The organism is Streptomyces sp. NPDC002680, from assembly GCF_042889145.1.
Taxonomy (GTDB): Bacteria; Actinomycetota; Actinomycetes; order Streptomycetales; family Streptomycetaceae; genus Streptomyces; species Streptomyces adonidis.
Genome location: NZ_JBIAQP010000002.1, coordinates 645,039 through 658,452, shown reverse-complemented (window position 1 = coordinate 658,452; position 13,414 = coordinate 645,039). Strand labels below are relative to the sequence as shown.

General features: G+C 71.1%; 12 protein-coding genes. 2 read left to right on the top strand and 10 right to left on the bottom strand.

Going from position 1 to position 13,414, the window contains the following annotated elements; translation table 11 throughout:
- The first annotated feature begins 7 nt into the window (after positions 1–7).
- On the top strand, positions 8–1,213 hold the full coding sequence (locus ACFYXF_RS09485) for a PQQ-dependent sugar dehydrogenase (protein WP_389348965.1): 1,206 nt from the start codon (positions 8–10) through the stop codon (positions 1,211–1,213).
- On the opposite strand, the gene ACFYXF_RS09480 is transcribed toward ACFYXF_RS09485, so the two are convergent.
- The 7 genes from ACFYXF_RS09480 to ACFYXF_RS09450 all read right to left on the bottom strand — a co-directional run bounded on the left by ACFYXF_RS09480 (position 1,201) and on the right by ACFYXF_RS09450 (position 9,091).
- Positions 1,201–1,413 carry a DUF6191 domain-containing protein gene (locus tag ACFYXF_RS09480; RefSeq protein ID WP_389348964.1) on the bottom strand — a complete coding sequence of 71 codons (213 nt, stop codon included), beginning with the start codon at positions 1,411–1,413 and terminating at the stop codon, positions 1,201–1,203. The two genes, ACFYXF_RS09485 and ACFYXF_RS09480, sit on opposite strands and share 13 nt — an antisense overlap.
- Positions 1,414–1,458: 45 nt before the next feature.
- Positions 1,459–4,500 (bottom strand): AAA family ATPase, encoded by a 3,042-nt coding sequence (locus tag ACFYXF_RS09475; RefSeq protein WP_389349023.1) that lies wholly within the window; start codon positions 4,498–4,500, stop codon positions 1,459–1,461.
- A gap of 143 nt (positions 4,501–4,643) precedes the next feature.
- Positions 4,644–4,829 carry a hypothetical protein gene (locus ACFYXF_RS09470; protein WP_389348963.1) on the bottom strand — a complete coding sequence of 62 codons (186 nt, stop codon included), beginning with the start codon at positions 4,827–4,829 and terminating at the stop codon, positions 4,644–4,646.
- A 220-nt stretch (positions 4,830–5,049) separates the two neighbouring features.
- Positions 5,050–5,670, bottom strand: coding sequence for a hypothetical protein (locus ACFYXF_RS09465; RefSeq protein WP_389348962.1), 621 nt, complete (start codon positions 5,668–5,670; stop codon positions 5,050–5,052).
- 35 nt (positions 5,671–5,705) lie between these two features.
- Positions 5,706–6,281 carry a GNAT family N-acetyltransferase gene (locus ACFYXF_RS09460; RefSeq protein WP_389348961.1) on the bottom strand — a complete coding sequence of 192 codons (576 nt, stop codon included), beginning with the start codon at positions 6,279–6,281 and terminating at the stop codon, positions 5,706–5,708.
- Positions 6,259–8,541: an MMPL family transporter gene (locus ACFYXF_RS09455; protein ID WP_389348960.1), complete on the bottom strand. Its 2,283-nt coding sequence runs from the start codon at positions 8,539–8,541 to the stop codon at positions 6,259–6,261. The genes ACFYXF_RS09460 and ACFYXF_RS09455 overlap by 23 nt, the downstream gene beginning before the upstream one ends.
- Before the next feature lie 241 nt (positions 8,542–8,782).
- Positions 8,783–9,091 carry a hypothetical protein gene (locus tag ACFYXF_RS09450; RefSeq protein ID WP_389348959.1) on the bottom strand — a complete coding sequence of 103 codons (309 nt, stop codon included), beginning with the start codon at positions 9,089–9,091 and terminating at the stop codon, positions 8,783–8,785.
- A gap of 191 nt (positions 9,092–9,282) precedes the next feature.
- Here ACFYXF_RS09450 and ACFYXF_RS09445 point away from each other — a divergent pair, with 191 nt between their 5' ends.
- Complete coding sequence (locus ACFYXF_RS09445; protein ID WP_389348958.1) at positions 9,283–10,068, top strand: SAM-dependent methyltransferase; 786 nt, start codon at positions 9,283–9,285, stop codon at positions 10,066–10,068.
- 66 nt (positions 10,069–10,134) lie between these two features.
- Here ACFYXF_RS09445 and gatB read toward each other — a convergent pair whose 3' ends face one another.
- From gatB to gatA, 3 genes are read right to left on the bottom strand one after another with little or no spacing between them, the layout of a single operon-like run.
- A complete protein-coding gene (gene gatB / locus ACFYXF_RS09440; RefSeq protein WP_389348957.1) occupies positions 10,135–11,652 on the bottom strand; it encodes an Asp-tRNA(Asn)/Glu-tRNA(Gln) amidotransferase subunit GatB in 1,518 nt (505 codons plus the stop codon).
- 16 nt (positions 11,653–11,668) lie between these two features.
- Complete coding sequence (locus ACFYXF_RS09435) at positions 11,669–11,902, bottom strand: hypothetical protein (protein WP_369034887.1); 234 nt, start codon at positions 11,900–11,902, stop codon at positions 11,669–11,671.
- Positions 11,903–11,907: 5 nt separating this feature from the next.
- Entirely contained in the window at positions 11,908–13,410 is a 1,503-nt protein-coding gene (gene gatA / locus ACFYXF_RS09430; protein WP_389348956.1) for an Asp-tRNA(Asn)/Glu-tRNA(Gln) amidotransferase subunit GatA, read from the bottom strand.
- Positions 13,411–13,414 lie beyond the last annotated feature (4 nt).

Below are 13,414 nucleotides of genomic sequence, written 5' to 3'. Positions count from 1 at the left end.
GCGGTGTATGACAAGGAGAACGTGCCGCGTCGAAGGGACCATGATCGTGCAACGTCGAGCTGTGACGGCCTTACTGGCCGCAGCCACGCTCCTGCTCACGGCCGGCTGCTCCTCCGACGAGGGAGGAGGAAGCGGCGACGAGAGTACGTCTCCGAGCGGTACGCGTACGCCGTCCACGTCCTCGCCCTCCGAGCGGGCGACCGCGGAGGCCCCGCCCGCCAAGGGCACGGTGAAGGTGCTGCGGACGGTCACGGAGGACCTGAAGAGCCCCTGGGGCCTGGCCCCGCTCCCGGACGGCGATCTGCTGGTCTCCTCCCGTGACGAGGGCACGATCACCAGGGTCGACACGGAGACGGGGAAGAAGACGGAGCTGGGCGAGGTGCCCGGAGTCTCCCCGGCGGGCGAGGGCGGCCTGATGGGCCTGGCCCTGTCCCCCTCCTTCGCGTCGGACCACATGGTCTACGCGTACTTCACGACGGAGTCGGACAACCGCATCGCCCGCATGCTGTACGAGGAGGAGAAGCCGGCGGGCGAGCAGCTGGGCGCCCCGGACACGGTCTTCCGGGGCATCCCGAAGGGCTACATCCACAACGGCGGCCGGATCGCCTTCGGCCCGGACAGGATGCTGTACGCGGGCACGGGCGAGAGCGGTGACACGGGGCTGTCGCAGGACAAGTCCTCGCTGGGCGGCAAGATCCTGCGGATGACCCCGGAGGGCGAACCGGCGCCGGGCAACCCCTTCCCCGACTCGGTGGTGTACTCGTACGGCCACCGCAATGTGCAGGGCCTCGCCTGGGACTCCGAGCAGCGGCTGTTCGCGTCGGAGTTCGGCCAGGACACCTGGGACGAGCTGAACCAGATCGCGCCGGGCGACAACTACGGCTGGCCCGAGGCGGAGGGCGACAGCGACGACGACGCCTTCCACAACCCCCTCGCCCAGTGGCACACGGACGACGCGTCCCCCAGCGGTATCGCCTACGCCGAGGGCTCGATCTGGATGGCGGGGCTGAAGGGCCAGCGCCTGTGGCGCATCCCGCTGGACGGCACCAAGGCCGCGGCCGACCCACAGGCGTTCCTGGAGGGCGAGTACGGCAGGCTCCGCACGGTGGTGTCGGCGGGCGGCGACAAACTGTGGCTGGTGACGAGCGCGACGGACGGGCGGGGGTCGCCGAAGGAGGGGGACGATCGGATTCTGGAGCTTCAGGTGTCGTGAGGGGGATCCGGCTGCTCGGTCGGCTCCGGCTCTTCAGGCTGCTCGGACCGGCGTACGACGACCTTTCCGGACGCGAGGTCTATCGGCCCGCGTCCCGGGTCACCGTCGCCGACGTCCTCGCGGGTCAGTTCCAGGCGGTTCTGTTCGTCGCGGGTGTGTTTGCGTCCCGGTGCGAAGAGCTCCTCGAACATGTTGAACACGGGGCCTCCCCTGGGCCTGAGTCCCTTGCAGCGTAACTCTCGCCCTCACCCGGCCGTCCGGGCGGCGACCGCACCCGGGGGGAACAGCCCCAGCCGATGCGCCACCGCCGCCGCCTCTCCCCTCCCCGAGACGCCCAGTTTCCCCAGGATGTTGGAGACGTGGACGCTCGCTGTCTTCGGGGAGATGAAGAGTTCCTCGGCGATCTGGCGGTTGGTGCGGCCGGCCGAGACCAGGCGCAGGACGTCCCGTTCGCGGCTGGTCAGGCCCAGGGAGTCCGCCGGGTCGAGGGCCGGGCGGGCCGGGGCGCCGGTCAGGGTGAGGCGGGCGCGCTGAGCCAGAAGGGTGACGGCGTCGGCGAGGGGGCGGGCGCCCAGGTGGTCGGCGACGGCGGCGGACAGGCGGAGGAGGTCCGTCGCACGGGCGCGGTCGTCGGGGTCGGCGCCGTCCGTCAGCAGGGCCTCGGCGAGGCGGTGGCGGACGCGGGCGAGGTCGTACGGGCGGTCCAGGGTCTCGAAGGCGGTGACGACCGGCGACCAGGTGTCGGGGCCGGCCGTGCCGTGGGCGCGCTGGAGTTCGGCGCGGACCCACTGCTCGTGGGCGAGCCAGACGGGGGCGTCCGTGGTGAGCGTCTTGACGGTGTCGAGGATGCGTTCGAGGGTTTCGCTGCGGCCTGGCCCGGCGGCGGGCAGCTCGCGGGCGTCGGCCTCGGCGGTGGCGGCGGCGAGGAGCAGCTGCCAGGCGTAGCTGTGGGTGCCGGGCGGGAAGCCGGCGTCCAGGACCTGGCCCAGTTCCGTGCGGGCGTCGAGGAGGCGGCCCTCCGCGGCGGCGACGCCGAGGGCGATACGGGCGAGCGGGAGCGAGTGCTGGGGCATGCGGTCGTGGGAGCCGAAGTGGGCCCGGGCGGCGGCCAGTCGGTCCGCCGCCTCGGTCACGTCCCCCCGGCTCAGCGCGAGATGGGCCAGGCAGATGGCGCTGGCCCCCTGAGGGTTGTCGCTCTGGCCGCGCTGCAGCGCGTTCGCCGCGGCCTCGACGGCCTCGTCCCAGCGGCCGAGGGAGTACAGCGACTCGGAGAGATTGCCCCACACCCAGGCCTCGGAGTCCAGCAGCCCGAACTTCCGGGTGTAGGCGATCCCCTCCTCCAGGATCGGAACGGCCTCCCGGGAACGGCCGACTCCCTCGAGAGAGCCCGGCAGGTTCACATAGGCGCGGCCCACGACGAACGGCATGTGGCCCTCGACCGCGCGCTCCTTCACCTCGTGCATCTCCGCGAGCGCCCGTTCGATACCGCCCGACTGGGCCATGAGGACGCCGAGGGTGATCCGCGCGCCCATCTCGGTCTCGTGGGCGCCCACCATCCGCGCGTACTCGACGGCCTGTTCGGCGGCGGCGAGGGCGTCGGGGCCCGGGCAGTGCAGCATCGACCAGACGGCGGCGCCGGACAGGACCTCGGCGTGGACCTCCGAGGGCGGCAGGCCCCGTACGAGGTCCTGGGCGGTGGCCAGTTCCTGCCAGCCGTCGCCCCGGGACAGGGCCTGGACGAGGCGCGAGCGCTGGCACCAGAACCAGGCGGCGCGCAGGGGGTCGCTGCCGTCTTCCAGGAGGTGCAGCGCGCGCTTGGTTATCTTCAGGGCGCGTTCGCGTTCCCCGCACAGCCGGCCCGCGACGGCCGCCTCGGCCATGAGGTCGAGATAGCGCAGGGCGGTGGTGGCCGGGTCGCAGCCGCAGGGCGGGTACACCTCGGTGTAGTCGACGGGGCGGAGGGTGGCGCGTACGGCGTCGGGGGTGGTGTCCCACAGCTCCATCGCCCGTTCCAGGAGCCGCAGTTGCTCGGAGTAGGCGTACCGGCGCCGGGCGGTGACCGAGGCGTCCAGGACGGCGGGCAGGGCCTTGGCCGGGTCGTGGGCGTGGTACCAGTAGCTGGCCAGGCGCATGGCGCGTTCGTCGGCGGGGACGAGGGTCGGGTCGGCGTCCAGGGCCTCGGCGTAGCGTCGGTTGAGGCGGGAGCGTTCGCCGGGGAGCAGGTCGTCGCCGACGGCCTCGCGGACCAGGGAGTGGCGGAAGCGGTAGCCGTCGCCGGCCGGGGTGGCGAGCAGGATGTTGGCGCCGACGGCTGCGCGCAGGGCCTCGATGAGGTCGTCCTCGGCGAGGCCCGCGACGGCGGCGAGCAGCCGGTACTCGACGGTGGAGCCGCCCTCGGCGACGATCCGGGCGACCCGCTGGGCGCTCTCGGGCAGGCTTTCGACACGGACGAGGAGCAGGTCGCGGAGGGTGTCGGTGAGCCGGGTGCGGCAGCCCTCGTGGGCGGCGACGGCGAGTTCCTCGACGAAGAAGGCGTTGCCGTCGGAACGGTCGAAGATCTCGTCGACCTGGGCCGGTTCGGGTTCGGCGGCGAGGATGCCGGCGATCTGGCAGGACACCTCGGCCCGGTTGAAGCGGCCCAGCTCGATCCGGCGGACCGTGCGGAGCCGGTCGAGTTCGGCGAGGAGGGGACGCAGGGGGTGACGGCGGTGGATGTCGTCGGCGCGGTAGGTGGCGAGGACGACGAGACGGCCTGTGCGCAAGGTGCGGAAGAGGTAGGCGAGGAGGTGGCGGGTGGAGGCGTCGGCCCAATGGAGGTCTTCGAGGGCGACGACGACCGTACGGTCCGCGGCGACGCGTTCCAGCAGACGCGCGGTGAGTTCGAAGAGGCGGGCCATGCCCTCCTCGTCGTGCCGCCCGGCGCCGGTCTCGCCCAACTCCGGGAGCAGCCGGGCCAGTTCCTGTTCCTGTCCGGCAGCGGCGGCGGCCAACTCGTCGGGCAGCGCCCGCAGGAGGGCGCGCAGGGCGGTGGAGAAGGGCGCGAAGGGCAGGCCGTCGGCGCCGATCTCGACACAGCCGCCGAGCACGACGACGGCACCGCGACCGTCGGCGACCCCGGCGAACTCCTCGACCAGCCGCGTCTTCCCGACCCCGGCCTCCCCGCCGAGCAGCAGCGCCTGCGGCTCACCGGCGTCGGCACGGTCGAGCGCGTCGCGCAACACCCCCAACTCGTCGTCGCGACCGACGAACACCGGACTGACGGACCTGGTCTCCACGGGCCAGAGCATCGCACAGGGCTCTGACATCGGGGGACTGGTTATCGGGCCGTCCGCCGGATCGGCCGTGGGGGCGGTGGGGACCGTCGGGCGGACGGTCGCGGCGTGCTCGGGGAGGAGCTCCGCCGTACGACCGTCCGCCCGTCCCCCGGTGCTCACGCGGCCCGGGTGAACCAGTGCCGGCGCCGGTGGTCGGTATGCACCTCGCCCTCGGCGGCCCGGCCCGCTGCCTCGCGGCTGGCGGCGCGGGCGCCGCGGACCGCTTCCCGGGCGAGGCGCTCGTTCGCGGCCTCGCGGCGCAGTTCGGCGGAACGGATCTGCTGGAGCTCGTACTCGAACATCTGGTACCCCTCAGGTCTCCGGTCTCTGACGAGATCGGCCGGACTTCGCTTTCTGCGATGTCTCAACCTTCGTCTCCCAGGGGGGTCCGCCACATCGGGAGAGTTCCGCATCTTCCGAGGGGGTGGGGGCCTTAGAAACGGGTGAGGGGCCTCAGACGGGCCGTAAGGTGCTTACGACCGGCCTAAGGCCCCTCATGACCTGCGGTGATTCCGCCCGGGGTCAGCTTGCCGAGGGCACGTCCAGAATGACGTTCGTGTACTTGAGCACCGCGAGAAGCAGTCCGACGACGCCGAGCGCGACGCCCGCCCAGGAGACCGACCTGATCCAGCCGGCCTGCGGCTTGCCCGGGGCGCCGAACGCGGGCCGGGCGATGGCCGCGACACCGACGAGCAGCGCGGCGAGCGCGAAGATGCCGCCCCACAGCGCGGTGGCCTGCCAGGCGTCGCCGTAGATCGCCTTGACCTGGGCGGCGACGCTCGCGGACGCCGCGGCCTGCATCTCCAGCTGGCCGTTGATCCCCTCGCGCGCGCCGGCCACCGTGCCCAGCCAGCTGCCGCTGAGCGAGACGAAGCCGAGCACGGCGGACACGACGGCGGCGGCACCCTGGCCCACGCCTGAGGGGCCCTCCTTCTCGGGCGCGAGGTCCGCGTCGTCCAGGTCCTCGCCCTCGTACTCGTCCGCGTCGCCCAGGACCTCGACCTCGGCCTCGGCCTCAGCCGTGGCTTCGGTCTGCTGGTCGTCCTTGGTGATGTCCACCGTCTCCCCGCCGCTCTTCGCGTCGTCGCTCTTCGCCTCGGTACCGGTCTCGGCGCCGGTCTCGTCTGCTGTCTTGGTTCCCATGCCTCGCACCGTACGGACGTCGTCTGAGAAGTTTCTTAATGATCCTTTTGAGCGGCACGCGCGCGTGCGGCCTGCCACTCGGGCGCGAGTACCGACCAGATCTCGGTGTCCGCGCGGACCCCCCGGTGCGGATAGTTCTCCCGCAGCAGTCCCTCACGGCTCATGCCCAGCCGTCGCGCCACGTTGATGCTCGCTTCGTTGACGGACGACGCGTGCCACTCCACACGGTGCATGCCCCGTACGTCAATCGCCCAGTCGATGAGGACCCGCATCGCGCGCGTGATCAGACCGCGTCCGGTACCGGCCGGCTCCAGCCAGCAGCCGACCTCGCAGTTGCCGTGCTCCGCGCTGAAGTTGAGGAACAGGACGCCGCCGACGAGCTTCCCGTCCAGCCAGATCCCGTGCAGCGAGCCGGTGTCGGCGGCTCGCTGGTCGGCGTACCGCTGGAGCTGCTCCCGCGCGGAGTCGACGTCCGTGGTGTTCATGCCGAAGGGGACGTGCCGGGTGATGAAGTCCCGCCCCCGGTCGAGGTGCGCGAGGAACTCCTCGGCGTGCCAGGGCTCCAGGGGCCGCAGTTCGGCGCCGTCGTCACCCAGGGATATCGCGTACATCCTGCGGTCGCTCCTTCACCAGTACGTCAGTCTGCGCGCCGTCCGTGGCGCGCGGCCCCGGAATGCTCGCACGGGCGGCCTCGTCGACGCCCGGCATTTGACTGGTGGGCACGCGGCACTCGGGCGGCTCGATGCTGATGCGCGGCAGGCGCCGGTCCAGCCAGCGGGGCAGCCACCAGTTGGCGCCGCCGAGCAGATGCATCAGCGCGGGCACCAGGAGCGTACGCAGGACGAAGGCGTCGAGGGCGACGGCGGCGGCCAGGGCGATGCCGAACATGGCGATCACGCGGTCGCCGCTCAGCACGAACGCGAGGAAGACGGAGATCATGATGACCGCCGCGGAGTTGATCACGCGGCTGGTCTCGGCGAGGCCGACCCGTACGGCTCGCCGGTTGTCGCCGGTCTCCAGCCACTCCTCGTACATCCGGCTGACCAGGAAGACCTGGTAGTCCATGGAGAGCCCGAAGAGGACCGAGACCATGATCACGGGGAGGAAGGGCTCGATCGGGCCCGCGCTGCCCAGGCCGAGGAGTTCGCTCCCCCAGCCCCACTGGAAGATCGCGACGACGACACCGAACGCGGAGGCGACGGCGGCGACGTTCATCGCGGCGGCCTTGAGCGGGATGCCTATCGAGCGGAACGCGAGGAGCAGCAGGAGGCAGCCCAGGCCGATCACCACACCCACGAACAGCGGCAGCTTGCCGACGATCACATCCGCGAAGTCGTCGTAGCTCGCCGTGACCCCGCCGACGTGCAGGTCGAGGGAGGTGCCGGTCTCCGCGCGCGGGAGGACCTTTTCGCGCAGCCGCTCCACCAGGTCACTGGTCTTCGCGGACTGCGGCGAGGACGTCGGTACGACGGTGAGGTACCCGGTGGAGCCGTCCGCGCTGTAGGTCACCGGCGAGGACGACGCGACACCCTCGGTTGTCCTCAGGGTCGCGGCGAGGTTGTCGAGGACGAGCTTGTCCTCGGCGTCGGAGACGGGCGTGACGAGGGTGAGCGGGCCGTTGACGCCGGGGCCGAAGCCGTCGGCGATGAGGTCGTAGGCCTGGCGTGTGGTCGTCGTGCCGGGGTTGTTGCCCTGGTCGGAGGTGCCGAGGTGGAGCGAGAGGGTGGGCAGGGCGAGCAGCGCCATGACGACCAGGGCGGCGGCGCCGAGCACCTTGGGGTGGCGCTCGACGAACGCGGACCAGCGGGCGGCGAACCCGGTGGGCAGCTCCGGCTCGGGCCCGTGCTCGGCCAGTCTGCGCCGCTCGCGTCGGCTCAGGGCGCGTGGCCCGGTGAAGGACAGCAGGGCGGGCAGCAGGGTCACGGAGGCGGCGACGGTCAGGATCACCGTCAGGGAGGCCGCGATGGCGACTCCGTTGAGGAAGCCGAGGCGCAGGATCAGCATCCCGAGCAGGGCTATGCAAACGGTCGCACCCGCGAAGACTACGGCGCGTCCCGTGGTCGTGACGGCGTTGGTGGCGGCCTCGGTGACGGACAGACCGCGTTTCAGGCCGCGCCGGTGTCTGGTGACGATGAACAGGGCGTAGTCGATGCCGACGCCGAGCCCGATCAGCAGGCCGAGCATGGGCGCGAAGTCGGCGACGGTCATCGTGTGGCCGAGCAGCACGATCCCGGCGTACGCCGTGCCGACGCTCACCAGGGCGGTGGCGATGGGCAGCGCGGAGGCGGCGAGCGAGCCGAACGCGAGGAACAGCACGACGGCCGCGACGACCACCCCGAGAGCCTCGGCGAGGTGTCCGCCGGACGACTCGGTGAGCGCGATGGCGCTGCCGCCCAGCTCCACCTGGAGCCCGTCGGCCCGTGCGGCCTCAGCCACGTCCACGACGGCCCGCGCCTCGCCCGCGTCGATGTCCTCGGCGGACTTCTCGAAGGTGACGGTGGCGTACGCCGTACGTCCGTCGCCGCTGATCTGGCTGCCGCCGCGGCCCTCGTACGGGCTGACGACCGAGGCCACGCCGGGCAGGTCGTCGATCCGGTCCAGGGTGTCGCTCATCGTCTGCTCGACGTCGGCCGCACGGACCGTGCCGGAGCCGGTGTGCCAGACGACGGTGTCGGTGTCGCCGCCGAGACCGGGGAAGCCGTCCTCCAGGAGCTGGGTGGCGCGGCCCGACTCGGTGCCGGGTGCCTCGTAGTCGTTCGAGTACGCCGAGCCGGCGACGGCCGCGGCGGCGGTCACACCGGCGAAGGCGGCGAGCCAGATGAGTACGACGACGAGACGGTGCCTGACACACCAGCGTGCGAGGACTGCCACAGACGTGCTCCCGGGATGACATGTGGTTCTTTGACCGGGAACAGTCGTGAATGAACAGAACGGCCCGCAAAGAAACGAAAAACGGCAAGGGCGATGCCAAACCACTGTCGCAGGCGGTGATGATCGTTTGAGACGTTCGTGCCCTTACTCACAAGACTGCGAGTCACATCACAGGACAATCAGATGAACTCTGTCGCCCCAGTAAAAGCGGCATAAGCACCCCGGCCGAACTCGGCCGATCTCAGTCGAACTGGTCTCCGAGTGCCATCACCATCACGCCGACGATCAGCAGCCACAGCGCCCGCCGGGTACGCCCCCGGGCGCCCAGCACCGACGCGAGCGCACAGACGGCGGCGCCGAAGGCGTACGCACCGGGTACGAGCGCGGGCGCCGAGCCCGTGAGGCGGAGCGTCGAGGCCGCGAGCCCTACGAGGGCCAGCAGGGCACCGGTTCCGGTCGCCGTCCAGCGGGCGCGCCGCGCGTCCAGCTCGTCGTCCTCGTACTCCTCCTGCGCCTCCCCGTCGTCACCCACGTTCTCGTGCACGTCCATGGCGCGGGAGCGTAGCGCGCCCACCTGAGAATTCGGATGCGGGCGGCGGAAGCCCACTGCTAGCGTCCGGCCGTCGACTGTCCGTGTCCGGCTTCGCCGGCGACCCGAGTGGGTGCATTTTTTGAAGGTCCGACCGAGCTCCGAAGCGTCCCGTTCTTCGTCTTCGCAGAACTCAAGGAGCCCGTTCACCGATGTCCGACATCACCTCCAGGACTGACCGCCTGAACCACCCGGACTACCCGCGCAGCAGCCGCTACGACGCCCGCTGGACCATCGACAACCAGATGGGCCCGCACGCCCTGTGGCTGCTGGAGTGGCTGGCCCCCGCCCTCGGTCTCGACACCCTCCCGCCGGGCGCCCGGGTGCTCGACCTGGGCTGCGGCAAGGCCATGACCTCGGTCTTCCTCGCCAAGGAGTACGACGCCCAGGTCACCGCCGCCGACCTGTGGATCGAGCCCGGCAAGAACGCGCGCCGGATCGCCGAGGCGGGCGTCGCCGACCGGGTGCTGCCCGTGTTCGCGGAGGCGCATCAACTGCCGTTCGGCGACGAGTCGTTCGACGCGATCGTGAGCATCGACGCCTACCAGTACTTCGGCACGAACGACCTGTATCTGCCCACCCTCACCCGGCTGCTGAAGCCGGGCGGGCGGATCGGTGTCGTCATGCCGGCGCTGCGCGAGGAGCCGGAGGGCGTCGAACCGCCGGAGCACCTCAAGCCGTTCTGGGACCCGGGCTTCTGGGCGTTCCACTCCCCCGCCTGGTGGCGGCGTCAGTGGACGCGCAGTGGGGCCGTGACGGTGGAGGCCGCCGACTGGCAGCCCGACGGCTGGCGGGACTGGCTGCTGTGGAGCGAGGTCTGCGCCGAGGAGAGCACCGAGGAGTTCATGGCGAACATGGCCCGCGAGCAGGTGGAGCTGATGCACGCCGACCAGGGCCGGTCCCTGGGCTTCGTACGGGTCGTGGGCCGTCGTACGTGATCAGGTGAAGCAACGGCTGAGGGGCGCGTCGGAATCCCGACGCGCCCCTCAGCCTTGTCGTGTGGCTCAGCCCTCGCTGACGCCCAGCTGCTCAAGGATGAGTTCCTTGACGCGGGCCGCGTCGGCCTGGCCGCGGGTCGCCTTCATGACCGCGCCGACCAGGGCACCGGCGGCGGCCACCTTGCCGCCGCGGATCTTGTCGGCGATGCCCGGGTTGCCGGCGATGGCCTCCTGGACGGCGGTGGTGAGCGCGCCGTCGTCGGAGACGACCTTCAGGCCGCGCTTCTCGACGACCTCGTCCGGGGTGCCCTCGCCCGCGAGGACGCCCTCGATGACCTGGCGGGCCAGCTTGTCGTTCAGGTCGCCGGAGGTGACCAGCGCGGTGACCCGGGCGACCTGCTCGGGCGTGATGGCCAGTTCGTCGAGCGAGGTGCCCGACTCGTTGGCGCTGCGCGCGAGTTCGCCCATCCACCACTTGCGGGCGGAGGCCGCGTCGGAGCCGGCCTCGATCGAGGCGACGATCAGGTCGATCGCACCGGCGTTGAGGATCGACTGCATGTCGGTGGCGCTGATGCCCCACTCCTCGCGCAGCCGGTTGCGGCGGACCAGCGGCAGCTCGGGCAGTCCGGCGCGGATCTCCTCGACCCACTCGCGGGTGGGGGCGACCGGTACGAGGTCCGGCTCGGGGAAGTACCGGTAGTCCTCGGCCTCCTCCTTCACGCGGCCCGAGGTCGTCGACCCGGTGTCCTCGTGGAAGTGCCGGGTCTCCTGGATGATCGTCCCGCCCGAGTTCAGTACGGCGGCGTGCCGCTGGATCTCGAACCGGGCCGCCCGCTCCACGGAACGCAGCGAGTTGACGTTCTTGGTCTCGCTGCGGGTGCCGAACTTCTCGCGGCCGTGCGGGCGCAGCGACAGGTTGACGTCGCAGCGCATCTGGCCCTGCTCCATGCGGGCTTCCGAGACCCCGAGCGCCTTGATGAGTTCGCGCAGCTCGGCGACGTACGCCTTGGCGACCTCGGGAGCGCGCTCGCCGGCGCCCTCGATCGGCTTGGTGACGATCTCGATGAGGGGGATGCCGGCCCGGTTGTAGTCGAGCAGCGAGTGCGAGGCGCCGTGGATACGGCCCGTCGCGCCGCCGACGTGCAGCGACTTGCCGGTGTCCTCCTCCATGTGGGCGCGTTCGATCTCCACGCGGAAGGTCTCGCCGTCCTCCAGTTGGACGTCGAGGTAGCCGTTGAAGGCGATCGGCTCGTCGTACTGGGAGGTCTGGAAGTTCTTCGGCATGTCCGGATAGAAGTAGTTCTTCCGGGCGAAGCGGCACCACTCGGCGATCTCGCAGTGCAACGCGAGGCCGATCTTGATGGCGGACTCGACGCCGGTCGCGTTGACGACCGGGAGCGAGCCGGGCATGCCGAGGCAGGTGGGGCAGGTCTGCGAGTTGGGCTCGGCGCCCAGCTCGGTCGAACAGCCGCAGAACATCTTGGTCTTGGTGCCGAGTTCGACGTGGACTTCGAGGCCCATGACGGGGTCGTAGGTCGCCAGGGCGTCCTCGTACGACACCAACTCGTCGGTCGTGGTGGTCACGGTGAAAACTTCCCTCTCAGCCCAGCAGGACGTCGTCGTCGCCCAGCCGCTTCAGCTCGCGGTAGAGGATGGCGAGGCCGGTGACGATGGCGGCGGCGGATACGGCGGCGTCGATCAGACGGAGGGTGTCCCCGTCGTCGCGGGCCAGCTTGACCTGCTTGGCGACGCTGATCGCGCCGAACGCGGTACTGCCGAGCGACACGTACAGCCCGGTCTTCGACTTCTTGAAGTTCTTCGCCTTCTTGGCCATGGCGCTCACAGCGACGGTGCCTCCTCTAGCAGCGGGTGCCCCCACTTTTCCACGAAGGCGGCCTCGACAGCGGCGCCGACCTTGTAAAGACGGTCGTCCTGGAGGGCCGGGGCGATGATCTGGAGCCCGACCGGCAGCCCGTCCTCGGGTGCGAGACCGCAGGGCAGGGACATGGCCGAGTTGCCGGCCAGGTTGGTCGGGATGGTGCAGAGGTCCGCGAGGTACATCGCCATCGGGTCGTCGGCGCGCTCGCCGATCGGGAAGGCGGTGGTGGGCGTCGTCGGGGAGACGATCACGTCTACCGACTCGAACGCCTTCTCGAAGTCCCGCGTGATGAGCGTACGGACCTTCTGGGCGCTGCCGTAGTACGCGTCGTAGTAGCCGGAGCTGAGCGCGTACGTGCCGAGCATGATGCGGCGCTTGACCTCGGGGCCGAAGCCCTCCGCGCGGGTGAGCGAGGTGACCTCCTCGGCGGAGTGCGTGCCGTCGTCGCCCGTACGGAGGCCGTAGCGCAGGCCGTCGAAGCGGGCGAGGTTCGACGAACACTCGCTCGGCGCGATCAGGTAATAGGCAGAGAGCGCCAGGTCGAAGGACGGGCAGTCCAGCTCGACGATCTCGGCCCCGAGGTCCTTCAGCAGGGCCACGGACTCGTCGAAGCGCTGGATGACACCGGCCTGGTAGCCCTCGCCGCGGAACTGCTTGACGACGCCGACGCGCATGCCCGCGACGCTGCCGTTGCGGGCGGCCTCGACGACCGGCGGGACCGGCGCGTCGATCGAGGTCGAGTCGAGCGGGTCGTGCCCGGCGATGACCTCGTGGAGGAGCGCGGCGTCCAGGACCGTACGGGCACAGGGCCCGCCCTGGTCCAGGGAGCTGGAGAACGCGACCATGCCGTACCGCGAGACGGCCCCGTACGTCGGCTTGACGCCGACCGTGCCGGTGACGGCCGCGGGCTGGCGGATGGAACCGCCGGTGTCCGTGCCGATGGCCAGCGGCGCCTGGAAGGAGGCGAGGGCGGCACTCGACCCGCCACCGGAACCACCGGGGATCCTGGTCAGGTCCCAGGGGTTGCCGGTCGGGCCGTACGCGCTGTTCTCGGTGCTCGACCCCATGGCGAACTCGTCCATGTTGGTCTTGCCGAGGATGACGACGTCGGCGGCCTTCAGCTTCCGGGTGACGGTCGCGTCGTACGGCGGGATCCAGCCTTCGAGGATCTTGGAACCGACGGTGGTCGGGATCCCCTCGGTGGTGAAGATGTCCTTCAGCGCCAGGGGTACGCCGGCCAGCGGGCCCAGCGTCTCCCCGCGCTCGCGCTTGGCGTCGACGGCACGGGCCTGGGCGAGGGCGCCCTCCCGGTCGACGTGCAGGAAGGCGTGCACCTTCTCGTCGACGGCCTCGATCCGGGCGAGGTGCGCTTCGGTGACCTCTACGGCGGTCAGCTCGCCGGAGGCGATCTTCGCGGCGGTCTCGGCGGCGGTGAGCCGGATGATGCTGCTGTGGTCCGTCATGGTG

What these genes read in the sequence shown, in the direction of transcription:
- ACFYXF_RS09470 (WP_389348963.1), bottom strand. Translation starts at nt 4,829, where the DNA reads ATGTTCGAGTACGAGCTCCAGCAGATCCGTTCCGCCGAACTGCGCCGC.
- ACFYXF_RS09465 (WP_389348962.1), bottom strand. Translation starts at nt 5,670, where the DNA reads ATGGGAACCAAGACAGCAGACGAGACCGGCGCCGAGACCGGTACCGAG.
- ACFYXF_RS09475 (WP_389349023.1), bottom strand. Translation starts at nt 4,500, where the DNA reads ATGCTCTGGCCCGTGGAGACCAGGTCCGTCAGTCCGGTGTTCGTCGGT.
- ACFYXF_RS09485 (WP_389348965.1), top strand. Translation starts at nt 8, where the DNA reads ATGACAAGGAGAACGTGCCGCGTCGAAGGGACCATGATCGTGCAACGT.
- gatA (WP_389348956.1), bottom strand. Translation starts at nt 13,410, where the DNA reads ATGACGGACCACAGCAGCATCATCCGGCTCACCGCCGCCGAGACCGCC.
- ACFYXF_RS09445 (WP_389348958.1), top strand. Translation starts at nt 9,283, where the DNA reads ATGTCCGACATCACCTCCAGGACTGACCGCCTGAACCACCCGGACTAC.
- ACFYXF_RS09460 (WP_389348961.1), bottom strand. Translation starts at nt 6,281, where the DNA reads ATGTACGCGATATCCCTGGGTGACGACGGCGCCGAACTGCGGCCCCTG.
- ACFYXF_RS09435 (WP_369034887.1), bottom strand. Translation starts at nt 11,902, where the DNA reads ATGGCCAAGAAGGCGAAGAACTTCAAGAAGTCGAAGACCGGGCTGTAC.
- ACFYXF_RS09450 (WP_389348959.1), bottom strand. Translation starts at nt 9,091, where the DNA reads ATGGACGTGCACGAGAACGTGGGTGACGACGGGGAGGCGCAGGAGGAG.